General features: G+C 71.7%; 20 protein-coding genes, 2 tRNA genes and 1 pseudogene. 3 read left to right on the forward strand and 20 right to left on the reverse strand.

Annotated features, from left to right (window positions below; all coding sequences use genetic code 11):
* Nucleotides 1–72: 72 nt before the first annotated feature.
* From AB8A24_RS15175 to AB8A24_RS15235, 13 genes and pseudogenes are all read right to left on the reverse strand, one after another.
* A pseudogene (locus AB8A24_RS15175) lies at nt 73–2,448 on the reverse strand (ComEC/Rec2 family competence protein); the annotation flags it as partial.
* A complete protein-coding gene (locus AB8A24_RS15180) occupies nt 2,445–3,146 on the reverse strand; it encodes a helix-hairpin-helix domain-containing protein (protein ID WP_369476054.1) in 702 nt (233 codons plus the stop codon). The gene AB8A24_RS15180 and the pseudogene AB8A24_RS15175, both read right to left, overlap by 4 nt.
* 500 nt (nt 3,147–3,646) lie before the next feature.
* Nucleotides 3,647–4,492: a DegV family protein gene (locus tag AB8A24_RS15185; protein WP_328963399.1), complete on the reverse strand. Its 846-nt coding sequence runs from the start codon at nt 4,490–4,492 to the stop codon at nt 3,647–3,649.
* A gap of 198 nt (nt 4,493–4,690) precedes the next feature.
* Nucleotides 4,691–5,467, reverse strand: coding sequence for a hypothetical protein (locus tag AB8A24_RS15190; protein WP_328963398.1), 777 nt, complete (start codon nt 5,465–5,467; stop codon nt 4,691–4,693).
* Between the two features lie 150 nt (nt 5,468–5,617).
* A complete protein-coding gene (gene leuS / locus AB8A24_RS15195; protein WP_328963397.1) occupies nt 5,618–8,488 on the reverse strand; it encodes a leucine--tRNA ligase in 2,871 nt (956 codons plus the stop codon).
* A 299-nt stretch (nt 8,489–8,787) separates the two neighbouring features.
* Nucleotides 8,788–8,860, reverse strand: a tRNA-Ala gene (locus AB8A24_RS15200).
* A gap of 131 nt (nt 8,861–8,991) precedes the next feature.
* Nucleotides 8,992–9,225 carry a hypothetical protein gene (locus AB8A24_RS15205; protein WP_008738908.1) on the reverse strand — a complete coding sequence of 78 codons (234 nt, stop codon included), beginning with the start codon at nt 9,223–9,225 and terminating at the stop codon, nt 8,992–8,994.
* Nucleotides 9,226–9,369: 144 nt separating this feature from the next.
* Nucleotides 9,370–9,442, reverse strand: a tRNA-Ala gene (locus tag AB8A24_RS15210).
* A 123-nt stretch (nt 9,443–9,565) separates the two neighbouring features.
* On the reverse strand, nt 9,566–10,222 hold the full coding sequence (locus AB8A24_RS15215; protein WP_328965982.1) for a histidine phosphatase family protein: 657 nt from the start codon (nt 10,220–10,222) through the stop codon (nt 9,566–9,568).
* Complete coding sequence (gene rsfS, locus AB8A24_RS15220) at nt 10,219–10,665, reverse strand: ribosome silencing factor (protein ID WP_030008628.1); 447 nt, start codon at nt 10,663–10,665, stop codon at nt 10,219–10,221. The genes AB8A24_RS15215 and rsfS overlap by 4 nt, the downstream gene beginning before the upstream one ends.
* A 119-nt stretch (nt 10,666–10,784) precedes the next feature.
* The gene (locus tag AB8A24_RS15225; protein ID WP_328963396.1) at nt 10,785–12,491 is read right to left on the reverse strand and encodes an LCP family protein; all 1,707 of its coding nucleotides are present in this window, start codon (nt 12,489–12,491) and stop codon (nt 10,785–10,787) included.
* 24 nt (nt 12,492–12,515) lie between these two features.
* The gene (gene nadD / locus AB8A24_RS15230; protein WP_030008626.1) at nt 12,516–13,133 is read right to left on the reverse strand and encodes a nicotinate-nucleotide adenylyltransferase; all 618 of its coding nucleotides are present in this window, start codon (nt 13,131–13,133) and stop codon (nt 12,516–12,518) included.
* Nucleotides 13,134–13,197: 64 nt separating this feature from the next.
* The gene (locus AB8A24_RS15235) at nt 13,198–13,365 is read right to left on the reverse strand and encodes a hypothetical protein (protein ID WP_033224011.1); all 168 of its coding nucleotides are present in this window, start codon (nt 13,363–13,365) and stop codon (nt 13,198–13,200) included.
* Between the two features lie 140 nt (nt 13,366–13,505).
* Between AB8A24_RS15235 and AB8A24_RS15240 the strand changes: the two genes are divergently transcribed.
* On the forward strand, nt 13,506–14,585 hold the full coding sequence (locus AB8A24_RS15240) for a M48 family metallopeptidase (RefSeq protein WP_328963395.1): 1,080 nt from the start codon (nt 13,506–13,508) through the stop codon (nt 14,583–14,585).
* Here AB8A24_RS15240 and AB8A24_RS15245 read toward each other — a convergent pair.
* The 7 genes from AB8A24_RS15245 to AB8A24_RS15275 all read right to left on the reverse strand — a co-directional run bounded on the left by AB8A24_RS15245 (nt 14,569) and on the right by AB8A24_RS15275 (nt 21,303).
* Nucleotides 14,569–15,753 (reverse strand): hypothetical protein, encoded by a 1,185-nt coding sequence (locus AB8A24_RS15245; protein ID WP_328963394.1) that lies wholly within the window; start codon nt 15,751–15,753, stop codon nt 14,569–14,571. The two genes, AB8A24_RS15240 and AB8A24_RS15245, sit on opposite strands and share 17 nt — an antisense overlap.
* 68 nt (nt 15,754–15,821) lie before the next feature.
* Nucleotides 15,822–16,373 carry a hypothetical protein gene (locus tag AB8A24_RS15250; protein ID WP_328963393.1) on the reverse strand — a complete coding sequence of 184 codons (552 nt, stop codon included), beginning with the start codon at nt 16,371–16,373 and terminating at the stop codon, nt 15,822–15,824.
* A 77-nt stretch (nt 16,374–16,450) separates the two neighbouring features.
* A complete protein-coding gene (locus tag AB8A24_RS15255; RefSeq protein ID WP_106983018.1) occupies nt 16,451–17,737 on the reverse strand; it encodes a glutamate-5-semialdehyde dehydrogenase in 1,287 nt (428 codons plus the stop codon).
* Between the two features lie 355 nt (nt 17,738–18,092).
* Entirely contained in the window at nt 18,093–18,494 is a 402-nt protein-coding gene (locus AB8A24_RS15260; protein ID WP_030757343.1) for a hypothetical protein, read from the reverse strand.
* 100 nt (nt 18,495–18,594) lie between these two features.
* Nucleotides 18,595–19,722, reverse strand: coding sequence for a glutamate 5-kinase (gene proB / locus AB8A24_RS15265; RefSeq protein ID WP_266391323.1), 1,128 nt, complete (start codon nt 19,720–19,722; stop codon nt 18,595–18,597).
* Between the two features lie 91 nt (nt 19,723–19,813).
* Nucleotides 19,814–20,305 carry a GtrA family protein gene (locus AB8A24_RS15270; protein ID WP_369476061.1) on the reverse strand — a complete coding sequence of 164 codons (492 nt, stop codon included), beginning with the start codon at nt 20,303–20,305 and terminating at the stop codon, nt 19,814–19,816.
* Entirely contained in the window at nt 20,302–21,303 is a 1,002-nt protein-coding gene (locus tag AB8A24_RS15275; RefSeq protein ID WP_328963391.1) for a glycosyltransferase family 2 protein, read from the reverse strand. The genes AB8A24_RS15270 and AB8A24_RS15275 overlap by 4 nt, the downstream gene beginning before the upstream one ends.
* A gap of 183 nt (nt 21,304–21,486) precedes the next feature.
* Between AB8A24_RS15275 and AB8A24_RS15280 the strand changes: the two genes are divergently transcribed.
* Both AB8A24_RS15280 and AB8A24_RS15285 read left to right on the forward strand, forming a co-directional pair.
* A complete protein-coding gene (locus AB8A24_RS15280; protein WP_328963390.1) occupies nt 21,487–24,366 on the forward strand; it encodes a bifunctional glycosyltransferase family 2 protein/CDP-glycerol:glycerophosphate glycerophosphotransferase in 2,880 nt (959 codons plus the stop codon).
* The gene (locus AB8A24_RS15285; RefSeq protein WP_328963389.1) at nt 24,363–25,535 is read left to right on the forward strand and encodes a glycosyltransferase; all 1,173 of its coding nucleotides are present in this window, start codon (nt 24,363–24,365) and stop codon (nt 25,533–25,535) included. The genes AB8A24_RS15280 and AB8A24_RS15285 overlap by 4 nt, the downstream gene beginning before the upstream one ends.
* Nucleotides 25,536–25,618 lie beyond the last annotated feature (83 nt).

The raw sequence follows: 25,618 nt of genomic DNA on the forward strand, positions 1-25,618 counted from the left end.
GTCGGGTTGTGGGCAAACAGAGTGGTCGCGCCCGGTATGGCCGCGCCGATTCCGCCGCCGGTTGGCCGGAAATGACCGTAGCCGAACTCCGCTCCCGGTGACGGCGATCGAGCCGTCGAGATCGGTACGCAGCACGGTCGCACCCAGCTCCCGAAGCCGGTCGAGCGTACGCGGCGCGGGGTGTCCGTAGCGGTTGCCCACGCCGACGGGAACGAGTGCGAGCCGTGGCCGGACCCGGGCGTACAGCTCCGGGTCCTGGTGCGCGGAGCCGTGGTGGGCGACCTTGAGGACGTCCACCGGGCCGAGGTCCGGGCGGGCCCTCAAGAGAGCCTGCTGCGCGGCCGGTTCGAGGTCGCCGAGCAGCAGCAGGGTCAGCCCCGCGCCGCGCACCAGGAGGGCGACGCTCGCGTCGTTGGGGCCCTCGGGCGGTGGTCCGTCCGGCGGAGGCCAGAGCACCTGCCATTCGAACGCCCCGGCCCGGCGCCGCTCTCCCTGCACCGCCTTCACGATCGGCACCCCGGCGGCCGCCGCGGTCCGCCGGACGAACTCGGCCTGCCCGCGCGGCTCTTCCAACGCGGTGGCCTGGATCACACCCACGGACCGACCCCGCAACACCCCCGACAGGCCTCCGACGTGGTCGGCGTGAAAGTGCGTCAGCAGGAGCAGCGGCACCCGCCGCACACCCAGGGCGCGCAGACAGTCGTCCACCGGTCCGGGCTCCGGGCCGGCGTCCACCACCAGGGCCTCACCGGGTCCGACGGCGAGCACGGCGGCGTCCCCCTGCCCCACGGCGCACTGGACGTAGCTCCAGTCGGGCGGCGGCCAGCCGGAGAGCGTACGGGTGAGCTGCGGCGGCCGCAGTACGGCCAGGAGCAGCAGCGCCGCCAGGGCGGAACACAGCCACCCGCGCCCACGGAACCGGGCACCGCCGATCACCACGACCGCCAGGGTGGCGACGGCCAGCAGAACACCGCCGGTGAGCCCGCCCGGCCACGGCAGCTCCGCGCCCGGGAATCGGGCCCCTGCCCGGGCCACGCCGGCGATCCACCCGGCCGGCACCGCCGCGCACCGGGCGAGCAGCTCCGCGGCGGGCATCCATACCGGAGCCACCGCGAGCGCGGCGAAGCCGAGGACCGTCGCGGGGCCCGCCGCCAGCTCGGCCAGCAGGTTGCACGGCACGGCCACCAGGCTGACCCGGGCGGCGAGCACGGCCACCACGGGCGCGCACACCGCCTGCGCGGCCGCGGCGGCCCCCAGCGCCTCGGCCGACCGGGGCCCCACCCCACGGCGCCGCAGGGCTTCGCTCCACCGGGGAGCGAGGGTGAGCAGCGCCCCGGTGGCCAGGACGGAGAGCAGGAAGCCGGGGCTGCGGGCGAGCCAGGGGTCGTAGAGCACCAGCAGCAGCACGGCGGCGCCCAGGGCCGGGATCAGGGATCTGCGCCGCCCCGTGGCGATGGCCAGCAGGGTGACCGCCCCGCAGGCGGCGGCCCGCAGCACGCTCGGCTCCGGCCGGCACACCACCACGAAGGCCAGCGTCAGGGCCGCCCCGCACAGGGCGGTGACCCGCAGCGAGAGTCCGAGCCGGGGCGCCAGCCCGCGCCGTTCCGCCTGCTGCGCACGGGCCGGGGGCCCGATGAGCAGGAACAGCACCACGGTCAGGTTGGACCCGGAGACGGCCAGCAGGTGCAGCAGGTCGGTGGCCCGGAAGGCCTCGTGCAGATCGGGCGGAACCCTGGAGGTGTCCCCGACGACCAGTCCCGGCAGCAGGGCCCTGGCATCCGGCGCGAGCCCCTCGGTGGCCTCGCGCAGCCCGGCCCGCAGCCGCTCCGCGAACCGCTGGACGGTGTCCGGGCCGCCGGCCACCCGGGGCGGGGTGTCACCGGCCGGACGCAGCAGCGCCACGGCCCGCTCCCCACCCCGCGCCGGAGCCAGCCGGGCGACCACCACCACCCGGGTGGAAGGCTGCAGCCGGGCCCATCCCGGATGCCCGGCCAGCACCCGCACCGGGGTCTCGACCCGGGTGATCGACCCGTCGGGCCCGGTCACCCGGGTCACCACCGCGTCCAGGACCACCACGGGCGGCCCGCTCCCGCTCCGGGCGGCCTGCGGGTCGGAGCCGACGGTGAGTTCCACGAGGACGCGGGCATGCTCCCGGGCCAGCCCGGCCACCGGCCCGGCCCGCGCCTCGGCCCGCTGGAGCCCCGCCACCCCCGCTCCGGCGGCCGCGCACAGCAGGGCTGCCGCCGCGGCCGGGGCGAGCCGCCACAGCGGTCCCGGACGCCGGCACGCGCCCAGCATCAACAGGCCCGCGCAGACCATCCCCAGGCCCACCCCGAGGGCGGTCCGGTGGACGGGCGCGTCCAGGGCGAGGGCGGCCGCCGCCCAGGCGGCCGCGGCGGGCACCGCGAGGCGGAGGTCCGGCGAGGTCGGACCCGCCGGGCGGTTCACGGCCGTACCAGCGCGCGCAGGTCGGCGAAACGCCGCTCACCGATGCCGTCGACCTGACGGAGCTCCTCCACGGAACGGAAGCCGCCGCGGGCGGTGCGGAAGTCGACGATGTGCTGCGCGAGCACCGGCCCGACCCCCGGCAGGCCGTCGAGCTGTGCGACCGTGGCCGAACCCAGACTCAGCGGGCCAGGACCGGAACCGAGGCCGGAGCCGGCACCGGGGACAGGACCGAAGCCGCCGGCCACCCCGGCCGGTGGCGGTTGCGCCGGGGCACCGACCACCACCTGCTCGCCGTCCACCAGCACGCGGGCCCGGTTCAGCCCGGTCGTGTCGGTGCCCGGCCGCACTCCCCCGGCGGCGGCCAGCGCGTCCTCCACCCGCGAACCGGCGGGCAGCCGCCGCACCCCGGGATCCCGGACCTTGCCGGTGACGTCGACGACGATCCGCACGGCCGTCCCACCGCCCCCACCGGCCCCCGCGGCCGCTCCCTGGGCCGGAGCCGCCGCAGGTGCCGTGGCCGCCGCCGGGAGGGCCCCCGGGGCGACCACCGCGGGCACGGTCACCGCCCGCGGCCGGGCCGACCAGTACCGCTGCCCGGCGAATCCGACGGCGCAGATCAGCACCACCCCGACGGCGGCCACCGCCCGCGGCCGCACCGCGCAGCTGTCCTGCAGCCACAGCGGCAGCCGCTCCCGCACGGAAGGCCTCCGTGCGGCCCTTGAGGGCAGGCCGGAGGCGTCATCGGGCGCCGCTTCGACATCCGGGACATCCACCCCGTCCACGGCCGCCGACGGCGCCTGGAACGCCTCGGGCGGCGGGGGCGGCAAAGGCGGCGGTGCCTGCGGCGGGCCGCTGTCCCCCAGCAAGGCCTCGGCCCGCCGGCGCACCGCGCCCGGCTCCGGATGAGGAACCCGTCGGCCACGAAGCGCCGTACGGCGACGCCGCAGACGGCTGTCGGAGTGTCCACTGCCGGAGAGCGGACCGTCGGCGAGCCGACCATCGGGAAGTCGAGGATCGGAAAGTCGGCCGTCGGAGAGACGGGGGCGGCCCGGGCCACTGGTGGCACCCGACGGATACGGAGCACGCGTTCGAAGAGTCATGCCACGACCGTAGAGGCCGATCCCGCCCCCGGTTCGGAACACTCAATTCCAGTGGAAAAAAGGCCCGTTGTGGATAACCGGGCCACCCGTTCCGGTGATCAGCGGGGCGAGACGACCGCCGCCAGCAGCCCCGGACCGGTGTGCGCCCCGATCACCGCTCCGACCTCGCTGACGTGCAGCTCGACCAGCCCGGGGATGCGCTCGCGCAGCCGCTCGGCGAGCTTCTCCGCCCGCTCGGGAGCCGCGAGATGGTGCACCGCCACGTCGACCTCGGCGGACCCGGCGCGCTCGACGGCCAGCTCTTCCAGGCGGGCGATCGCCTTGGACGACGTACGGACCTTCTCCAGCATCTCGATCCGGCCGCCCTCCAGCGTCAGCAGGGGCTTCACCGCGAGGGCCGAGCCGAGCAGGGCCTGGGCCGCCCCGATCCGGCCGCCGCGGCGAAGGTAGTCGAGGGTGTCGACGTAGAAGTACGCGGCCATGTCCGCCGCCCGCTTCTCGGCTGCCGCCACGGCCTCGTCCACGGATCCGCCCGCCTCGGCCACCTCCGCGGCGGCCAGCGCACAGAAGCCGAGGGCCATCGCGACCATGCCGGTGTCCAGGACCCGGACTGGTACGGGCGCGGTCCTGGCGGCGACCACGGCCGCGTCGTAGGTGCCGGAGAACTCGGCGGACAGGTGCAGGCTGACGATGCCGGTGGCGCCGGCGTCCGCCGCCGCCCGGTAGGCCCGGACGAACTGCTCGGGGCCGGGGCGCGAGGTGGTGACCGAACGGCGCTTCTGCAGGGCCAGGGCCAGGCTGCGCGCCGAGATCTCGGTGCCTTCCTCCAGGGCCTCGCCACCGAGCACCACGGTGAGCGGGACGGCGGTGATTCCGTGCCGCGCCATGGCCGGTCGGGGCAGGTAGGCCGTGGAATCGGTGACGATGGCGACATGGCGGGACATGAGCCGGAGGTTACCGCCAGTGGGGGCAGGACGGCAGCCTGGGCCCACGACGCGACCGTCGGTCGGGGCTCCTACGGCGGCGAGAGCCTACGGTACGAACCCTCGCGCGCCTCTCCGCAGGTCGGGCTCAGGTCGACCCAAGTCGTCCTCAGCTCGTCCTCAGCTCGCGCCCTCGGCTCGCGTCCTCAGCTCGCGTCCTCAGGTCGTGCTTTCCGGCCGGCGCGTCTTCTGCCAGGGGTACTGCGGCGCCGGAGCGGCCGGATTCAGCGCCTGCGGCTGATCCCCGCCTCGAGCCGGGCTCGCCGCCGAGGGCTGCCCCGAAGCATTCGCCGAGGCGCTCCCCGGAGCCTGCGCGGGACCCGCCGCGGCGCCGTTCGCCTGCGCCGCGTCCCACGCCGCGGCCGCCGCCGCGAGGTCGTCCACCGGCTCCCGCGACCAGTCCCGCAGCGCGTCGGACTCGACCTCGATCTGGGCCGACAGCGTGGACAGGTCGTCCTGCGCGAAGCGCTGCGCCCGGTCCCGCGCGGCCCATCGCAGCGAGTCCGCGGCCTGTTTGATCTTGGCCGTCCGCTCCCGCAGGTCCGGCAGGCGCTCCGCGATACGCCCGCGGTCCGGGTCCTGCTCCAGCCGCTTCAGCTCGTCGTCGAGCTCGCGCCCGTGCGCGCTCAGCCGCTCGAACAGCGCGATCGACTCGTGCAGCGAGGCGTCCACCCGGACCCCGTCCCGCAGCGCCTGCTCCGTGGCGCGCATCGAGGTCCGCAGGTCGAGCCGCAGCTGGGCCAGCGCACCCGGGACCCCGACCTGACCGAAGCTCTTGGCCCGCAGGGCGGTGTCCTCCACGGTCCGCCGCGCCTGCGTGATCGTCCGGTCCACACCGCGCTTGGTCGCCTGCACCACCTTGACGGTCGCGTACACACCCAACCCCAGGAAGGTGAAAAGCAGCATCAGCGCGAAGATGATCAACGCGGACTCCATGAGCGTCCCTTCCCGAGCACCCGACGGCTCTTTTCCGTCCCCTCCACGGTAAACGCCGCGGGCAGGTCAAGGGTTCCAATCGAACCCCCAACCTGCCCGTACGGGATCCCCCCTATGCGGGGGTGTGCGTCCTGGGACGACGCGGATGACTCAGATGACGATGTTCACCAGCTTCGGCGCACGCACGATCACCTTGCGGATCTCCGCGCCGCCCAGCGCCGCCACGACACCCTCATCGGTCACGGCCAGCTGCTCCAGCTCCGCCTCGGAGATCGTCGGCGACACCTCCAGCCGCGCCTTGACCTTGCCCTTGACCTGCACCACGCAGGTCACGCTCTCGTCCACGACGTACGCCGGGTCCGCGACCGGGAAGTCCTGGTGGACCACCGACTCGCTGTGACCCAGGCGGTGCCACAGCTCCTCCGCGATGTGCGGGGCCAGCGGGGCGACCAGCAGCACCAGCGCCTCGGCGACCGAGCGCTCCAGCGGGCGGCCGGCCTTCGTCAGCGCGTTGTTCAGCTCGGTGATCTTCGCGATGGCGGTGTTGAAGCGCAGCCCCGTCAGGTCCGAGCCGGCCCCGTCGATCGCCTTGTGCAGCGCGCGCAGGGTCGCCTCGTCCGGCTCGCCGTCCACGACGGTGACGGCGCCCGTCTCCTCGTCCACGATGTTGCGCCACAGGCGCTGCAGCAGCCGGTACTGGCCGACCACGGCCCGGGTGTCCCACGGACGGGAGACGTCCAGGGGGCCCATCGCCATCTCGTACAGGCGCAGCGTGTCCGCGCCGTACTCCTCGCAGATCTCGTCCGGCGTGACGGCGTTCTTCAGGGACTTGCCCATCTTGCCGTGCTCACGCTTGACCGGCTGGTCCTGGTAGAAGTACCCGCCGTCGCGCTCCTCGACCTCGGCCGCGGGCACGTAGACACCGCGCGCGTCGGTGTAGGCGTACGCCTGGATCATGCCCTGGTTGAACAGCTTGTGGAACGGCTCCGCCGAGGAGACGTGGCCCAGGTCGAACAGCACCTTCGACCAGAAGCGGGCGTACAGCAGGTGCAGCACCGCGTGCTCGGCGCCGCCCACGTACAGGTCGACACCGCCGTGCGGGGCGCCCTCGCGCGGGCCCATCCAGTACTGCTCGATCTCCGGGTCCACCAGGGCCGAGGAGTTGTTCGGGTCCAGGTAGCGCAGCTCGTACCAGCAGGAACCGGCCCAGTTGGGCATGGTGTTGGTCTCGCGGCGGAAGGAGCGCACACCGCGGCCGTCGCCCAGGTCCAGCTCCACGTTCACCCATTCGCCGTTGCGCGACAGCGGGGTCTCCGGCTTCGACGCGGCGTCGTCCGGCTCGAAGGTGCGCGGCGAGTAGTCCTCGACCTCCGGCAGCTCCAGCGGCAGCATCGACTCGGGCAGCGGGTGCGCGACGCCGTCCTCGTCGTAGACGATCGGGAAGGGCTCGCCCCAGTACCGCTGACGGCTGAACAGCCAGTCACGCAGACGGAAGTTGACGGTGCCCTCGCCGATACCGCGCTCGGTCAGCCACTCGGTGATCGCGGCCTTCGCCTCGACGACGCCCAGGCCGTCCAGGGCGATGCCCTCGCCCGTCGAGTTGACCAGTTTCGCTTCGTAGGAGACGAAGGCGTCGTCCCACTCGGCCGGGTCGGTGCCGCGCCCGTCCGACGGCTCCACGACGCAGCGCATCGGCAGCTCGAAGGCGCGCGCGAACTCGAAGTCGCGGCCGTCGTGCGCCGGGACGGCCATGATCGCGCCGGTGCCGTAGCCCATCAGCACGTAGTCGGCGATGAAGACCGGGACCTTGTCACCGCTGACCGGGTTGACGGCGTACTCGCCGGTGAAGACACCGGTCTTGTCCTTGGCCTCGGCCTGTCGCTCGACGTCCGACTTCGAGGCGGCCTGCTTGCGGTAGGCGCTGACGGCCTCGGCCGGTGTGGCGTGCCCGCCGGTCCAGATGTCGTGGGTGCCCTCGGGCCAGGCGGCCGGGATGAACTTCTCGACCAGCGGGTGCTCGGGCGCCAGCACCATGTAGGTGGCGCCGAACAGGGTGTCCGGACGGGTGGTGAAGACGGTGATGGCCTCGTCGCCCAGCGCGAAGTCGACGCGCGCGCCCTCGCTGCGGCCGATCCAGTTCCGCTGCTGCAGCTTGATGGCCTCGGGCCAGTCCAGCGCGTCCAGGTCGTCGATCAGCCGGTCGGCGTAGGCGGTGATCCGCATGTTCCACTGGCTCAGCCGGGACTTGAAGACGGGGAAGTTGCCGCGCTCGGAACGGCCGTCGGCGGTGACCTCCTCGTTGGCCAGTACGGTGCCCAGCCCGGGGCACCAGTTCACCGGCGCGTCCGAGGAGTACGCCAGGCGGTACTCGTTCAGTACGTCGGCCCGCTCGGCCGCGGTCAGGTCCACCCAGGCGCGGCCGCCGGGGACCTCACGGGTGCCGTCCTCGAAGGCGGCGACCAGCTCGGCGATCGGGCGGGCCTTCTTGGCGTCGGCGTCGTACCAGGAGTTGTAGATCTGCAGGAAGATCCACTGGGTCCACTTGTAGTAGTCCGGGTCGATCGTGGCGAACGACCGGCGCTTGTCGTGGCCCAGGCCCAGCCGGCGCAGCTGGACCTTCATGTTCTCGATGTTGGCCTCGGTCGAGACCCGCGGGTGCGTGCCGGTCTGCACGGCGTACTGCTCGGCAGGCAGGCCGAAGGCGTCGAAGCCCAGGGTGTGCAGGACGTTGTGGCCGGTCATCCTCTGGTGGCGGGCGAAGACATCGGTGGCGATGTACCCGAGCGGGTGTCCGACGTGCAGGCCCGCACCGGACGGGTACGGGAACATGTCCATGATGAACTTCTTGGGCCGTGCGACCACCGCGGGGTCCCCGGCCAGGTCACCGGTCGGGTTCGGGGCCTCGTACGTGCCCTGCGCGTCCCAGACGTCCTGCCAGCGTGCCTCGATGTCGGCGGCCATGGCAGCCGTGTAGCGGTGCGCCTCGGCCGCCTCGGGGGCCGGGGTGTTCGTCTCGCTCATGATTTCTGAAGCTCCATCGATCGTCTCTGCCGTCTCTGCCTGCCCAAACGAAAAAACCCCTCGCACAGGAGGGGACGCCGCGCCGGGTCCGACCGTCTCGAAGGGTCGGTACTGATCAGCGCGGCTCGGTAAGCAGAAGGCGTACGGCACGCATGGCGTCAGGGTACCGCAGCGGCCCCTCGCGACGCTCGGCCGTTCCACCCGTCGACACGCCACACGACGCACGAGGCACGACCTACGACGCACAGGGGGACAACGAGAAGCGGGCCACCCGTTCCGGGTGGCCCGCTTCTTCACTGTGGAGCTAAGGAGAATTGAACTCCTGACCTCCTGCATGCCATGCAGGCGCTCTACCAACTGAGCTATAGCCCCTTGTTGTGCTTGCCGCTTCGGTTTCCCTTGCCGGTTCCCCTTGGCGACGTCCCAAACATTACACGGTCATGCCCCTGGTCCAAAAATCGGTTTCCACCGACCAGAGGCCATGTCCGATTTGAGCCAACTTGTCACGCTCGTGCGAACTGATAGAACCGCTTCAGCGTGCAGTGCTCGTCGAGCAGCCGCCCGTAGATCGGCTCCCCTTCCAGCTCACGGTACGTCTCGATCGGGTCGCCTTTTATGATCAGCGCCCGAGCGCATTCCTCGCACCAGTACTGGTAGTCGGGGTTGACCGGGTCCATGTCCCGCACGATCGGCGTGCCGTTGTTGCACCAGTCGCACCGGCGCCGGTGTGCACCCATCCGTCAGCGACTCCCTCCCGCGTCGGGCCGTCGTCTCCCCCTCCGGCGGTCACGATTCTGCCATGCCGGTGCGGGCCAGGTCAGCAAACGCAAAGGGTACAAAAGCAAGGATCCCGCCCCCTGTTGGGGACGGGATCCTGATTGTGGAGCTAAGGAGAATTGAACTCCTGACCTCCTGCATGCCATGCAGGCGCTCTACCAACTGAGCTATAGCCCCGCTCTCCGCCGCGCTCCCCCCGTCTCCGGTGTTCTGCGCTGCGAACAAGAAGAACTCTAGCCTGTGACCAGCCGGAAAGTGAAATCCGGGTGGCAGCCCCACCGGGGAGCGGCAGAAGGCCGCTCAGTCGTCGTCGCCGAGCACCGGTTCCGGCAGCGTGCCGGCGTTGTGCTCCAGCAGGCGCCAGCCGCGCGCGCCCTCGCCGAGGACGGACCAACAGCAGTTGGAGAGCCCGCCGAGGCCCTCCCAGTCGTACGAGTTCAGGCCCAGCAGGCGCCCGATCGTCGTACGGATGGTGCCGCCGTGGCTGACCACGACGAGGGTGCCGGGCCGCGGCAGCCGGTCGGCGTGTTCCAGCACCACCGGCGCCGCGCGGTCGGCGACCTCGGTCTCCAGCTCACCGCCACCGCGACGGACCGGTTCACCGCGCTTCCACGCCGAGTACTGCTCGCCGTACTTCTCGAGGATCTCGTCGTGCGTGAGGCCCTGCCACTCGCCGGCGTACGTCTCGCGCAGCGCCGCGTCGTGCGACACCGTCAGCCCCGTGAGGGCCGCCAGCTCGGCGGCCGTGGCGGAGGCGCGCTGCAGGTCGGAGGCCACGATGGCATCCGGCTTCAGCGAGGCGAGCAACCGCGCGGAGCGGCGCGCCTGCGCCACGCCCGCTTCGGTCAGCTCGATGTCCGTGGAACCCTGGAAGCGTCGCTCCAGGTTCCACGAGGTCTGGCCGTGCCGCCAGAGGACGATCTTCCTGCCGGACTTGCCCGAGGTGGTCGCGCTCAGAACAGATCACCGTCCAGTTCGTCGTCGCCCGCCGCCTCACGCAGCTTGGCGTGCTCCTCGGCCTTGCCGATGGTGAGCTTGGCGTCCTCGGGGAGCTCGATCTCGGGGCAGTCCTTCCACAGGCGCTCCAGCGCGTAGAAGACACGCTCCTCGCTGTGCTGGACGTGGACGACGATGTCGACGTAGTCGAGCAGGATCCAGCGGGCGTCGCGGTCGCCCTCGCGGCGCACCGGCTTGGCGCCGAGCTCCTTGAGCAGGCGCTCCTCGATCTCGTCGACGATCGACTTGACCTGGCGGTCGTTGGGCGCCGAGGCGAGCAGGAAGGCGTCGGTGATCGACAGCACGTCGCTGACGTCGTACGCGATGATGTCGTGCGCGAGCCGGTCGGCCGCGGCCTGGGCGGCGGCGGTGATGAGCTCGATGGAGCGGTCCGTGGCGGTCACTGGCCATGCTTTCGGGTTGGCGGGCAGATCCTTACAAGGGTCTCATGTACCGCCGACACAGCCCGCGCGCAGCGTCGCGCGCGGGCGAATGCCTCCCTCCGGACCGCTCCGGGGCCTGGTCAGGACGCCTTGTAGTCCTTGCCCAGGGTCACCACGATGTCCGCGTTCACCGTGTTCTCGCCCTTCTTCACGACCGTCTCGGGCAGTCCCAGCGTCTTGGCGACCTCGATCGCGCGGTCCCGCTGCGCGTCGTCCTGGTAGGTGATCTGCGAGCCGGCCGCGGCCTTGTCGGCCTTGCCGCCGTCGACGAAGGTGTAGCCGCTGTTCACCAGCGCCGCCTTGGCCGCGATCTGCGTCTTCTCGTCGCCGGTGGCGTCCTTGAGGCCGACGCGCGGGGCCGCACCGGGCTGCGCCGCCGCGCCGGAGCCGCCCAGCACCTCCTTGACGACCGTCTTGTTCGCGTCGTCCGTGAGCGCGCCGTCCGCCTTCACCGCGAGGACGTCCGTGCGGTACGCGCCCACCTTGGCGTGCGCGCCGAGCCGGGACAGCAGGGCCCCGAGGGTCTGCGCGTTCAGGGCCGGATCGAGGATCTGGCCGATGCTCTCGACGGTCACGGCCGCCGCCTTCGGGTCGCCCGGAACCTTGCGCAGCACCGCCTGGAGCACCTTGCCCAGGCGTTCCAACTGCTTGGCCTCCGGTTCGCCCTGCCCGCGGAACGTGGCGTACGCGACGGCCATCGGGCCGCTCAGGCTCTGCTTCTGGCCCTGGGCCACGGCCGGGGTCTTGGCCGCGTCGTCGGCCGGGACCACGGTGTCGGTGTCGACCTCGATGCCGCCGACCAGCTCGACCAGGTTCTCCAGGAAGGGGGTGTCCAGGCGCCAGGTGCCGCCGATGTGGGTGCCGAGCACGGAGTCGAGGGCCTCGCGGGTGCCGAGACCGCCGTCCTCGACCGACTTGCCGAGTCCCGTCGCCGTGCCGTCCTGGCCGGTGATGGCCAGGGTGTTCGGCAGCAGGACGGTGGCGCCCTGCTTGGTGGTGACGTTGTCGACGAGCAGCGCCGAGGAGGTGCCGCCCTTCTTGGTGTTGTGCAGGTGGACGACGATCATGTCCCGCTTCTGCGCGCCGGCGTCGGCGGTCGCGCCGGCCTTCTTGTCGCCGGGGCTGTCGAGGAAGGGCAGTTTGCCCGCGTACCAGAGGTAGCCGAGGCCGCCGACGACGAACAGGGCGAGGACGACGATCAGGGCGACCACCCGGTTGCGGCCGCGGCGGCGGGCCTCCTCGCGGCGTTCGGTGCGGCTCTCGGTGAATTTGAGCCAGTCGATGACGTCCTCGGAGTCCTCGTCCGGCTGGTCGATGAAGGCGAACATCTCGGTGCGGTAGTCCCGGCCCGCCGCGGGCTCGTCGTCGTGCGCCTCGCCGCGGGCGCCGCCGCCCTCGCCGTCCGGTCGGCGCGGCTCGGGGACCTGGGCGGCCGGGCGCTCGGCCGGGGCCGGGGCCTCCGCGGGCTCCGGGGCGCTCTGCTGCGGGATCCACTGCTGGGTCTGCTGCGTGTCGTACCCGTAGCCCGGCGCCTGGGTGTACCCCTGCTGCCCGTACTCCTGGGCGGCCGGCTGCTGCGGGTAGTACTGCTGCTGTTGCGGCTGCTGATGGCCGTAGCCCTGGTAGCCGTACTGCTGCTGCTCGTACTGCTGCCCGTACTGCTGCGGGGCGGGCTGGGCGGGCTGCGCGGGCGCCTGGCCGTACACCGGCCGCCCGTACGCGTCGTAGCCGACGAGCTGCTGCTCCTGGGCGGCATACGGGTCGTACGGATCCTGTCGGTCGTTCACCGCGGGGCCCCTCTCTCCGGAAGCTCAGGCTCCCCGGTACAGCTCACGCTTGTCGATGTAGCGCACGACGCCGTCCGGCACCAAGTACCAGACAGGATCCCCCTGGGCCACCCTCGCACGGCAGTCCGTGGACGAGATCGCGAGCGCGGGCACCTCCACCAGGGAGACACCGCCCTCCGGGAGCCCGTCGTCGGTGAGCACGTGGCCCGGCCGGGTGACTCCGATGAAGTGGGAGAGCGAGAAGAGCTCTTCGGCGTTTCGCCAGGTCAGGATCTGCGCGAGCGCGTCGGCACCGGTGATGAAGAACAGATCGGCGTCGTCGTTCTGCGCCTTCAGGTCCCGCAGGGTGTCGATGGTGTAGGTCGGCCCGCCGCGGTCGATGTCGATGCGGCTCACCGAGAACTGCGGGTTCGATGCGGTGGCGATGACCGTCATCAGATAACGGTCCTCGGCCGGCGACACGGCCCGCTGCGACTTCTGCCACGGCTCGCCGGTCGGCACGAACATCACCTCGTCGAGGTGGAAAAGGGCGGCCACCTCGCTGGCGGCCACCAGGTGTCCGTGATGGATCGGGTCGAATGTCCCGCCCATCACGCCGAGCCGGCGCTTGACCGGACCGGTAGGCATCTCCTGCTCTCCCATGAGCGCAGAGCCTACTGGCCCGGCGGACGCGGCGTTCCCGGCGGGTTCAGCGGGTTCAGCGGGTTCAGCGGTCGCGGTTCAGGCGCGTGGTGACCCACAGCATCAGCATCAGGATGACGAAGGCACCGCCGCCGGTCAGGTACGGGTTCAGGCTGTCGTGGTTGCCGCCGTGCTGCTCGGCCCCCTCCGAGGCGAGGACGACCAGGTTGTGGGCGGTGGTGGAGAGGCTCATCAGGCAGATACCTATCGAGTCGGGGAGCGAGCGGAGACTTCGCTCACATCGTATGCGGGGGCCTGGGGCACGCTCACGCCGACTCAGGCGTTGGAGAGGATAGACGCAGGGTCGAGCAGGTCCATCCAGGGGAGGGCGCTATGACGGAAACAGGGTTCGAGAAGGCACCGGCACGGGATCGCAGGCGGTTCCCCGGCATCTCGTCGCGGGCGTACGAGCATCCGGCGGACCGCTCGGCGCTGGTGGCACTGCGCAAGCTGAGCGGCTTCGACACGGTGTTCAAGGCCCTGAGCGGGCTGCTTCCGGAGCGGAGCCTGCGGCTGCTGTTCCTGTCGGAGTCGGTGCGGGTGGGCGAGACGCAGTTCCCGCACCTGCACGCGATGCTGCGGGACGCCTGCTACATCCTGGACCTGGAGAAGGTCCCCCAGATGTATGTGCAGCAGGACCCGAACCCCAACGCCATGTGCATCGGGCTGGACGAGCCGATCATCGTGGTGACCACGGGCCTCGTCGAGCTGCTCGACGAGGAGGAGATGCGGGCGGTGGTGGGCCACGAGGTGGGCCACGCGCTGTCGGGGCACGCGGTCTACCGCACGATCCTGCTGTTCCTGACCAACCTGGCGATGAAGGTCGCGTGGATCCCGCTGGGCAATGTGGCGATCATGACGATCGTGACGGCGCTGCGGGAGTGGTTCCGCAAGTCGGAGCTCTCGGCCGACCGCGCCGGACTGCTGGTGGGACAGGACGTGCAGGCCTCGATGCGCGGGCTGATGAAGATCGCGGGCGGCAATCACCTCCACGAGATGAACGTGGACGCCTTCCTGGCCCAGGCCGAGGAGTACGAGTCGAGCGGCGATCTGCGCGACTCCGTGCTGAAGATCCTGAACCTGCTGCCCCGGACCCACCCCTTCACCACGGTGCGGGCCGCCGAGCTGAAGAAGTGGGCGGAGAGCCGCGACCACCAGCGGATCATGGACGGCCACTACCCGCGACGTGACGAGGACAAGGACACCTCGGTGACCGACTCCTTCCGGCAGTCGGCCGCGCACTACGCCGACTCGGTGCGCACCAGCAAGGACCCGCTGATGAAGCTGGTGGGCGACATCGCGGGCGGCGCGGGCGACCTGGGCGGCAAGCTCCGCGAGAAGTTCACGGGAGCTGCCGGAGCGGGAGCCGGCGCCGCGTCGCAGGACAAGGGCGGAGCTACGGAGCAGGGCTGACGGGAGCGGCCTGCGGGGGCGAGGGCGGCGTCGCGGACTCGGTCACGGGCGGCGTGGTCCCGGGCGGTGCCAGGACGCCGCACAGCCCGGCCGTGCGCCGCGGCCGGCCGGTGGCGTACGGGTCGCTCGCGGCCGGGCCCACCGTGGTCGGGCCGGCTCCGGCCAGAAGCGGGTGGAAGGCCCCGGCCGGGTCGGCGGAGCAGTCCTGGGGCCCGGCCATCACGTAGGCCGAGGCCAGCTCCAGCCGCCGGGCGGTCAGGTCGTCCCGGTCGAAGCGCAGCCGCAGCTCGCGCCGGACGGTGAACAGCGAGGCACCGTCGGCCGCCGCCGGGGATCCGGTGGCGGGCCGTACGGCGTACACGAAGGTGTGGTCGGTGGTGACCTCCAGCATGTCCGGGGCCACCTCCTCGACGGCGAGCGTGCCGCTCACCCGGACCCGGGAGTCGGCCACGACGGCGGTCGCCGGATCGAAGCGGACCAGCCAGCCGGTCGCCGCGTGGCGGCCGTCGCCGGAGGGCGAGGTCATGCTGCGGTCGAACTGCGCCAGCTGGTCGGGGTCGAGCAGGACCCGCACCGGGCGGGAGGCCGCTCCGGTGAGGATGTCGGGGTCCAGCGAGGACTGCACCAGGTAGTCCTTGGCGATGGACAGCGCGGCGACGACCTGGGCGTCGGTGAAGTGGTGTGTGCGGCGCACGGCGGGCAGGGCGATGCCGGCCGCTCCGACCCGGTAGTCGGCGGCGGGGCTCTTCGCGTACAGCTCGGCGGGGCGCCCGCCGGGCACGTCGGTGGTCGGGGCGAGCGGCACCACGGTGCTGGTGAGCGCCTGGGCGGGTCCGCCGGCCGGGGGCAGGTAGGGGTTGCGCAGGCCCATGTAGACGGCGGCGGCGAAGGCCGTGGCGATGAGCAGCACGAGCAGCATGCCCTGCCGTGCGCCCCGGCCGGGGGTGCCGGTCCGGGCCGCGGAGCCGCCGCCGGACCAGATGGAGCGGCTGCGTACGGCACGGGCGTGTTCGCCCATGCGTTCCTGCGCGGAGTACTCCTGGAGGCGGGCAGCCCGGACGAAGTCCTCGTCGAACACCACCGACCGGTACTCGTCCGACCGGAAGTCGTCATCGCCCCCGCCCATGCCCTCGGGGGTGCTGTTGGGTGGATCTCCTGGCACGGCCATCGCTTCTCCCCGCTGTCCCCGCTCCAGAGAAGCCCCCAGCTCCAACGTACGCGAGTGGGGTCGTACCTTCAGGGTTGGCGAACGGAGGGGTACGTAAACGCGCCGACGCCGGTGACTTCACCCCTGGGGGTGCTGGCGGGTGCCGGAGCGGGGTCCGCCTCGCCCGCGGCACTGCGGTAGACGGCGCTGAAGGCGAGGGCGACCATGCCGAGGCCCATCACGAAGGCGAGCACCCAGGCGACCGGGCGCAGCCACGGTGCGCGGCCGCGGTAGGGGCGCAGGCTGCCGCCGTAGGCCCCGTACGGGCCGTCCGGGTATCCGTAGCCGCGGTCGTGGTCCCAGCCGTGGTCGTCGTCGTACCCGTCGGGGTGGCCGTATCCGTAGCTGTCGTAGTCGTCGTCGCCCGTCCAGCCGCCGGCCACGGCACGGGCGGCTTCGGCCTCCGCGCGCGCTCGGTCCGCGGCCCGCTGGCGCTCGGCGGCGCTCGGTTCATGGATCTCGGCGTTCCGGACGAAGTCCTCGTCGAACACCACGGAGGCGAAGTCGTGATCCGCGCCTCCGCGGTCGTCGTCGGGCTCCCCGTCGTCCGGGAACGGCTTGCCCCCCACGTCGTCCGGCACAGGAACAGCCTAGACCTGGGGGGCCTCCTTGGGCAGGGTGTGCGCCGAATTTCGGCCACACGGTGCTCAGGCGTTCACTACCGAACGTGACCGTCGCCGGTGACGATGTACTTGGTGGAGGTCAGCTCGGGAAGGCCCATCGGGCCCCTGGCGTGCAGCTTCTGGGTGGAGATACCGATCTCGGCACCGAAGCCGAACTGACCACCGTCCGTGAACCGAGTGGATGCATTCACGGCGACCGTGGTCGAGTCGACCAGCTGGGTGAAGCGGCGCGCGGCGGCCTGCGAGGTGGTGACGATCGCCTCGGTGTGGCCGGAGGTCCAGCGGCGGATGTGGGTGACGGCGTCGTCGAGGGAGTCCACGACGCCGGCGGCGATGTCGTAGGACAGGTACTCGGCGGCCCAGTCCTCGTCCGTGGCGGGCAGGGCGGTGACCTTGCCGCCCTCGGCGGCGGCGAGGACGCGGGCGTCGCCGTGGACGGTGACGCCGGCGTCGGCGAGTGCGTCGAGGGCGCGCGGCAGGAAGGCGTCGGCGATGTCGCGGTGGACCAGGAGGGTCTCGGCGGAGTTGCAGACCGAGGGCCGCTGCGCCTTGGAGTTGATGAGGATGTCCACCGCCATGTCCAGATCGGCCTGGGCGTCGACGTAGACGTGGCAGTTGCCGGTACCGGTCTCGATGACCGGGACGGTGGATTCCTCGACCACGGTCTTGATGAGGGAGGCGCCGCCGCGCGGGATGAGGACGTCGACGAGGCCGCGGGCGCGCATCAGCTCGCGGACGGAGTCGCGGGACTCGCCGGGGACGAGCTGGATCGCGTCGGCGGGCAGGCCGGCGCTTTCGACGGCGTCCCGCAGGATGGCGACGAGCGCGGTGTTGGAGGAGTAGGCGGAGGAACTGCCGCGCAGGAGCACCGCGTTGCCGGACTTGAGACAGAGGGCGGCGGCGTCGACGGTGACGTTGGGGCGGGCCTCGTAGATGATGCCGACGACGCCGAGCGGGACGCGGATCTGGCGGAGGTCGATGCCGTTGGGGAGGGTGTTGCCGCGGACGACCTCGCCGACGGGGTCGGGGAGGGCGGCGACGTCGCGGACGTCGGAGGCGATGGCGGCGACGCGCTCCGCGGTGAGGGTGAGGCGGTCGATGACCGTCTCGCTGGTGCCGGCGGCGCGGGCCTTGTCCGTGTCCACGGCGTTGGCGGCGATGATCTCGGCCGTACGGGCCTCCAGCGCGTCCGCGATCGCCAGCAGGGCGGTGTCCTTGGCGGACCGCGGGAGTGGGGCGATGGCGGCGGCGGCGGTACGGGACCGCTGCGCGGTGGCGAGGACGGGCGAGGTGGCGGCATCGAGCGAGGTCATGCCGCCCAGGGTAGTCCCCGGTGGGGGCGTGGCCGTGGGGGTTTCCACCCCGCGAGACGGCCTCCGGCCGGGTCGGCGGGGTGGGGCCGCGCCTACGCCCTGCCGGACCCGATCCCCTGCGGTCGGTACCGGTCCGTGGCCCCGTGCGGGCACAGGACCGGGGCTCTGCGGCTCGAACGCCGGCGGGGCCGCGTGGCCCCGGGCTCCGCCCGGACCCCGGTCCTCGAGCGCCGGACGGGCTGAAAGCTCCCGGGACTCCGCCCCGCACCCCGCGCCTCGAACGCCGGCGGGGCCGGAATGGGCCCGCGTCCCCGAACGCCGGCGGGGCTGGGCCGGATGGGGCCGAGCCGGGTGAGGGGCGCGGTCAATAAGGATGGACGCCTACCGGGTGGGCCGGGGGTGGGCCGTAGCCCTCCGCCACGCGCTGGTGGTAGGTGGCGCGGTCGATGACCTCCAAGCCGACGATCTCCCAGGGCGGGAGCTTCGCCGAGGAGCGGTGTTCGCCCCACAGGCGCAGGGCGACGGCCGCCGCGTCGTGGAGGTCCCGGGCCTCTTCCCAGTAGCGGATCTCCGCGTGGTCGTCGGCGTACCGGCTGGTCAGCAGGAAGGGGTGGTCGTGGGCCAGTTGCTCCAGTCCGCGCCGGACCTCGGACAGCGGGGCCGGCTTGCCGGAGACGCTCAGGGTCACGTGCCACAGGCGGGATGCGTGATCCTGCTCCTCCCCGCCACCGCCGCCGTCACCGTCCCCTGTGCCGACGCTGGTCAGCGCTCGTCTCACCAGCCGCCTCCTGTCTCCGTCACGCGGGTCCGCCCGCCCCTCACAGTTGACCAGTCCACGCGCCGCCGCGCTCCGCTTTTACCGAACCTCAGCCCTCCAGCAGGACCAGATCGTCCCGGTGGACGACCTCCCGCTCGTACGCGGGTCCGAGTTCCCGCGCGAGCTCGCGAGTGGAGCGGCCGAGGAGCTGCGGGAGCTCCTTGGCGTCGAAGTTGACCAGGCCCCGGGCGACGGCGCGGCCGTCCGCGGAGCGCAGTTCCACCGGGTCCCCGGCGACGAAGTCGCCCTCGACCGCCGCGATCCCGGCGGGCAGCAGCGAGCTGCCGCGCTCGGTGACGGCGCGGACGGCGCCGTCGTCCAGGACCAGGTGCCCTTGCGGTGTGGACGCGTGCTGGAGCCAGAGCAGCCGGTCCGCGGAGCGGCGCCCGGTGGCGTGGAACAGCGTGCCGGTCCCCCGTCCGGCGAGGGCGTCGGCGGCCTGGCTCGCGGAGGTGAGCACCACGGGGATCCCGGCGGCGGCCGCGATCCGGGCCGCCTCGACCTTGGTGACCATGCCGCCGGTGCCGACGCCGGCCTTGCCCGCGCTGCCGATCGAGACGTGCGCGATGTCCTCGGGCCCGCGGACCTCTTCGATGCGCGTGGTGCCGGGCTGGGACGGGTCTCCGTCGTAGAGGCCGTCCACGTCCGAGAGGAGGACGAGGAGGTCCGCGCGGACGAGGTGGGCGACGAGGGCCGCCAGCCGGTCGTTGTCGCCGAAGCGGATCTCGTCCGTGGCGACGGTGTCGTTCTCGTTGACGACGGGCAGGGCGCCCATGGCGAGCAGCTGGTCGAGGGTGCGGTACGCGTTGCGGTAGTGGGCGCGGCGGCTGGTGTCGTCGGTGGTGAGGAGCACCTGGCCGACGCGGACGCCGTAGCGGGCGAAGGAGGCGGTGTAACGGGCGACGAGCAGGCCCTGACCGACGCTCGCGGCGGCCTGCTGCCGGGCGAGGTCCTTGGGCCGGCGGCGCAGGCCGAGCGGGGAGAGTCCGGCGGCGATGGCTCCGCTGGAGACGAGGACGATCTCCTTCTCGCCTCCGCTGCGGGCCTTGGCGAGGACGTCGACGAGCGCGTCCACGCGGTCGGCGTCGAGTCCGCCCGTTGCGGTGGTCAGGGAGGAGGAGCCGACCTTGACCACGATCCTGCGGGCGTCCACGACACCTTGCCTAGCCGCTGACACGTCTGTCCCCTTGCCCCTTGCCGAAATGCCTGTTGCCGAGATGCCTGCCGTCTCAATCTACGGGGTGGGCACGCGGGGCTGCTCGGGGGTTTCAGACCCTGGACGAGGACCCCGCCGAAGACCCCGCCGAAGACCCTGCCGAGGATCCCGTCGAGGACTCCGCCACGGACCCCGCCTCGGCGGGAGGGGCCCCCCCCGCCCGGGCGGCGCCCGGGACGAGGATCTTGCGGGAGATCAGGAAGGTGAACGGGATGGCCACGACCGCCGCGACCAGCGGGGCGATCCGTGTGTCCATCCCGGCCCAGGTCACCAGCGCGTAGAGGCCGACGGACTGGATGACGAAGTTGGTGATGTTCGTCAGCGGGAAGAGGAAGAACTTCTTCCAGGTCGGCCGGGTCCGGTAGGTGAAGTAGGTGTTCATGAAGAACGAGCCGACCATCGCCAGGACGAAGGCGAGCGAGTAGGCGGCGAAGTACGGCATCCACGGGTGCAGGAGCAGGTAGATGACGAAGAAGGTGCCGGTGTTGACCCCGCCCACGAGGGCGAATCTGAACACCTGGCCGAGCTGTTCCTTGCGGCTCATCGGGTGCTGCGCTCCACGATCGTAGGCTCTGCGACCGGGGCCGCCGGCCGGCCATCGGTCCGCGGGAGCGGCTGTGCTCCGTGCGATTCCTTCACCAGGAAGTGCGGCCTGCGCTTGGCTTCGTAGTAGATGCGGCCGATGTACTCGCCGATGAGACCCAGCATGATCAACTGCACGCCGCCCAGGCCGGTGATGATGGCCACAAGGGTGACGTACCCCGGGGACTCGACGCCGTTGGTGATCGCCATGATCGTGATCCACAGGGCGTACAGACCGGTCAGGGCGACCAGCGACACGCCGAACCAGATCCCGATCCGCAGCGGCCTGTTGTTGAAGGAGATCAGGCCGTCCATGCCGTAGTTCAGCAGGGCGCCGAACTTCCACTTCGTCTCGCCGGCCTCGCGCTGCGCGTTGCGGTAGTCGAAGTGGACGGTGTCGAAGCCGATCCAGGAGAAGAGGCCCTTGGAGAAGCGGTTGTACTCCGGCAGCGACAGCAGGGCGTCCACGGCCGGGCGCGAGAGCATGCGGAAGTCACCGACGCCGTCGGTGAGCTCCACGTCGACCCAGCGGTTGACACCCCGGTAGTAGAGGCTGCTGAGGGCCGAGCGGAGCTTCTTGTCGCCCTCGCGCGTGCGGCGGGCGATGATCTGGTCGTGTCCCTGCCGGTAGTGCTCCAGCATGGTCGCGATGAGCTCCGGCGGGTGCTGGAGGTCCGCGTCCATGATCACCACGGCGTCGCCCGTGGCCTCGCGCAGGCCGGCGAGCATGCCGGCCTCCTTGCCGAAGTTCCGGCTGAAGGAGACGTAGCGGGTCCGGTCGCCGTGTTCGGCGGCGATCTTCCGGAGCTTGTCGAGGGTGCCGTCGCGGCTTCCGTCGTCGACGTAGCAGACCTCGTACTCGACGGGGAGGGCGTCCAGGACCCTCCGGATCTCCACGTCGAAGCTGTCGATGACGGCCTCTTCGTTGTAGCAAGGGACAACTACGGACAGCTTCGTCATGAACACTTCCTGCTGGATCCGAACGGGTGATTGTCGGCGGCCGGACCCACCTCTCACCTCTTCCTTAGAAGTATGCACGGCGAGGGTCGGACGGGCGTCGGGCTGCGGGAGTCGAGGGCGGCACACGGTAGCGTGGACGAGATAAGCGGAATCAGCTCAACGTAACGAAACGAAGGGATCGAGGTGCACGTGCCCGACGTCTCCGTGGTCGTCATCGTCTACAACGACGCAGAGCGTCTGCCGACAGCAGTCCGGTCGGTTCTGGACCAGACCCTGCACAGCGTCGAAGTCGTGATCGTCGACGACTGCAGCAAGGACCGCTCGTACGCGGTCGCCCAGGAACTGGAATCCGCACATCCGGGGAGGGTGCGCGCCTTCCAGCTGCCGGAGAACAGCGGCGGCTGCGGTGCGCCGCGCAACCACGGCATCCAGCAGGCCACCGGAACGTACGTGATGTTCCTCGACAGCGACGACGTGCTGGAGCGCAACGCCTGCCGGAACATGCTGGACGCCGCCGAGCGGACCGGATCCGACCTGGTCGCGGGCATGTGCGTACGCGTGCACCTCGACAACCGGTGGGGCAAGACCACCGAGTGGTACCCCTGGATCTACTCGCGCACGCGCACCCTGGAATCGATCACCGAGTACCCCGACCTGCTGGTCTACGACACCCTCTCCACGAACAAGTGCTACCGGCGCGAGTTCCTGCTGGAACAGGGACTGGAGTTCCCGGTCGGCATCCACTACGAGGACCTGCTGTTCTCCGCGCAGGCCTACGTGGCCGCCCGCCGCATCACGCTGATCCCGAACCACGTCTACTTCTGGAACGTGGTCGAGAAGGCCGCGGCCCTGTCGATCAGCAACCGGCGCCACGAGATCGCGAACTTCGTCCACCGGATGGAGATCCACCGCCGCGTCGACGCCCTGCTGGCCGAGAAGGGCCACACGGACATCAAGTCCGCGAAGGACGCCAAGTTCCTCAAGCACGACCTGGTGCTGCACCTGCGCGACCTGCCGCTGCTGAGCGACGAGTACCGCCAGGAGTTCGCCCGCCTCGCCAACGGCTACCTCGCGGGGATCGACCCGGCCGCGTACGAGAACGTCACCTACCTCCAGGCGATCTGCGCCTACCTGCTGGGCAAGGAGGACTGGGACAACCTGCTCCCGGCCGCCGACGCCATGACCAACAAGGGTCGGCTCACCTCCCCGCTCGCCGAGCGCGACGGCCGCGTCTACTGGTGCGCGCGGCACATCGACGGTCCCGACGCCGACGAGGCCCGCCGGATACTGGACGTCACCGAGCAGGCCTTCCACACCACGCCGCTCACCTCCCTCACCCTGGGCAACCGGCTCACCGCCTACGAGGACGACGGCCGCGGCACGGTCACCATGTCCGGCTCCGTCGTGAACCCGCTGGGCCGGATCCCGGCCGACGCGGACCTGAAGGCCACGCTCGAATTCCGGGCCCGCCGGCAGATCGGCGTGCGGTCCTTCAGCTTCCCGGTGGAAACCGTCCGCCACGCCGGTGACACGATCGAGTGGACCGGCACCGCCGACGTCGCGAGCACCGTCCGTCCGCTCGGCATCATCGACGCCGTCTGGGACGTCCGCCTCAAGCTGACCGCGGGCGGCGAACGGATCATCACCCGTGTCGCGATCGGCGGGGTCGACCTGGAATCGGCGACCCGGCTGCGCGTGCGGCCGCGGCTGACCCGGCTGGTCTCCGACCGCTTCGGGCCGCAGATGACCAAGAAGGGCAACCTCAGCTACGTGCTGAGCGCCGAGGGCGCCGCCGCCGTCCGCACCCAGTCGCTGATCAACAACGCCATACAGGGCAAGGCGGCCGGCGTGGTCAAGCGGGGCCTGCGCAAGGCACTGCGGGCCCGCCGGAACATCGGCTCCGGCGAGCAGAAGGTGAAGATCTACCACGAGGTCTTCTCGAAGCTGCCGATCAAGAAGGGCACGGTCGTCTTCGAGAGCCACATGGGCAAGCAGTACAGCGACAGCCCGAAGGCGATCTACGAGGAGCTCGTCCGCCAGGGCGCGCCGTTCGAGGCGATCTGGTCCTACGCGGGCGCCAAGCCCACCGGCTTCCCCAAGGAGGCCACCCTGGTCAGGCGCTGGGGCTGGCAGTACCTGCGCGCCCTCGCCCAGGCCGAGTACTGGGTCGACAACCAGGGCTTCCCGCTGGCGCTGGCCAAGCGCCCGGGAACCACGTACATCCAGACCTGGCACGGCTCGGCGCTCAAGCGGATGGGCTTCCACGAGCCCCGGACCAAGGCGCAGGGCCGGGCCGGCCAGGCCCGCTTCCAGGCTGCCGTCGACCGCTTCGACCACTTCCTGATCCGCTCCGAGCACGACACCCGGACCCTCGCCAAGGGCTTCCGACTGCGGGACGAGGTACTGCTGCGCACGGGCTACCCGCGCAACGACGCCCTCGTCGAGGCGCATCGGACCGAGTCGCACAGCGGTGAGCGGGTACGTGGGCCCCTCGCGGGCGAGCTGGGCATCGACCCGGACAAGAAGGTGCTGCTGTACGCGCCGACCTTCCGGGCGGGCGCGGACGGCGCGGTGGAGGGCTTCACCTTCCCCTTCGACGTGGAGGAGTTCGCGGACCGGCTCGGCGACCGCTTCACGCTGCTGGTGCGGACCCACTACCTCAACAGCGTCTCGCTGCCGCCGTCCGTGGCGGGCCGGGTCATCGACGTGTCCCGGCACCACGACATCACCCCGCTGCTGGCCCTCGCCGACGGTCTGATCACCGACTACTCGTCCGTGATGTTCGACTACGCGGTCCTGGACCGGCCGATGCTGTTCTTCGCGTACGACTACGAGAAGTACGCGACGGACATCCGCGGCACGTACTTCGACCTGAAGGAGAAGGCCCCGGGTCCGGTGGTGGCCACGGCGGACGAGCTCCTGCAGGCGCTCGCCGCCTTCGAGGAGGCGGACGTCAAGTACGCCCAGGCACGGCAGCGTTTCCTCGCCGAGTTCGGCGAATACGACCGGGGGGACGCGGCCCGCCGGATCGTCGAGAAGTTCTTCACCAGGAGCGGCAAGTGAACCAGCAGACCGTCGCTCCGGGCGGCCGTGACATCTTCATCGTCTCCAACAACGTCGACGAGATCGGCGGCGTGACCACCTGGTCGCACCAGATGGCCCGCCAGTTCACCGACCGCGGCCACCGGGTGCACATCGTGGGCATCGCCCCGGTCGCCGACGACATCCGGCAGAAGCTGCCGCAGGGCCTGCCGTACGAGACGACCACGCTCTACGAGACGCACCCGCCGTCGGCCCGCCGGCTGCGCGGGATCAAGGGCCGGCTGAACGCGCCCGAGCGGCGCCGCCAGGCGGCCCGGCGGGCGCAGATGCGGGTCAAGGCCGAGCAGCTGAGCGAGCTGCTGCGGGCGGCCCGGCCGGGCGGTGTCGTCATCGTCACCCAGGTCTGGGCGATGGAGTGGGTGGCGCTCGCCGACACCAAGGGGCTCACCGTCATCGGGATGAGCCACGAGTCGTTCGAGGCCAGCCAGAAGTCCACCCGCGGGGAGCGGGTCCGTCGCTTCTACCCGCAGGTCGACCGGCTGCTGGTGCTGACCGCCGAGGACGCGGACCTGTGGATCCGGGCGGGCATGGAGAACGTGGGGAGCATGCCGAACCCGCTGCCCTTCATGCCCGACTCCCCCGCGCCGCGCACGGAGAAGGTCGTGGCGTGCGTCGGCCGCCTGGCCTTCGAGAAGGGCGTCGACCTGCTGCTCGACACCTGGGCGGACGTCGCGCCGCACCACCCCGACTGGATCCTGCGGATCTACGGGGCGGGCGCGGAGGAGGCGACGCTGAAGGCGCACTGCACCTCGCTGGGCCTGGACGACTCCGTGGAGTGGATGGGCAGCACCGACGACGTGCTGGGCGCGCTGCGCGGGGCCTCGGTCTTCGCACAGGCCTCGCGCGCCGAGGGCTTCCCGATCACCCTGCTGGAGGCGATGGCGGCGGGCGTGCCGGCGGCGGCCTTCGACTGCGCGCCGGGCGTACGGGAGATCGTCGAGCACGGCGAGGACGGGCTGCTGGCCCGGCTGGGCAACACGATGGAGCTGGCCGGGCACCTGCGCGTGCTGATGTCCGACCGTGAGCTGCGCGACCGGCTCGGGGACAACGCCTTCCGCTCGGTGCAGCGGTACTCCAGCCCCGAGATCACCGACCGGTGGGAAGAGCTGTTCTGCTTCCTGGAGCGCTGACCGCACCCCCCGCCACGACGCACATGTGGAGCGGCCCGCCCCGGACGTGTCCGGGGCGGGCCGCTCCACATGCGGTCGGATAC

The organism is Streptomyces sp. BF23-19, from assembly GCF_041106355.1.
Taxonomy (GTDB): Bacteria; Actinomycetota; Actinomycetes; order Streptomycetales; family Streptomycetaceae; genus Streptomyces; species Streptomyces virginiae_A.

Bases quoted from the DNA above. Each gene is read 5' to 3' on its own strand.
- AB8A24_RS15245 (WP_328963394.1), bottom strand. From the start codon at position 15,753: ATGGCCGTGCCAGGAGATCCACCCAACAGCACCCCCGAGGGCATGGGC.
- leuS (WP_328963397.1), bottom strand. From the start codon at position 8,488: ATGAGCGAGACGAACACCCCGGCCCCCGAGGCGGCCGAGGCGCACCGC.
- AB8A24_RS15240 (WP_328963395.1), top strand. From the start codon at position 13,506: ATGACGGAAACAGGGTTCGAGAAGGCACCGGCACGGGATCGCAGGCGG.
- AB8A24_RS15270 (WP_369476061.1), bottom strand. From the start codon at position 20,305: ATGAGCCGCAAGGAACAGCTCGGCCAGGTGTTCAGATTCGCCCTCGTG.
- nadD (WP_030008626.1), bottom strand. From the start codon at position 13,133: ATGGGAGAGCAGGAGATGCCTACCGGTCCGGTCAAGCGCCGGCTCGGC.
- AB8A24_RS15205 (WP_008738908.1), bottom strand. From the start codon at position 9,225: ATGGGTGCACACCGGCGCCGGTGCGACTGGTGCAACAACGGCACGCCG.
- AB8A24_RS15185 (WP_328963399.1), bottom strand. From the start codon at position 4,492: ATGTCCCGCCATGTCGCCATCGTCACCGATTCCACGGCCTACCTGCCC.
- AB8A24_RS15275 (WP_328963391.1), bottom strand. From the start codon at position 21,303: ATGACGAAGCTGTCCGTAGTTGTCCCTTGCTACAACGAAGAGGCCGTC.
- AB8A24_RS15190 (WP_328963398.1), bottom strand. From the start codon at position 5,467: ATGGAGTCCGCGTTGATCATCTTCGCGCTGATGCTGCTTTTCACCTTC.
- AB8A24_RS15235 (WP_033224011.1), bottom strand. From the start codon at position 13,365: ATGAGCCTCTCCACCACCGCCCACAACCTGGTCGTCCTCGCCTCGGAG.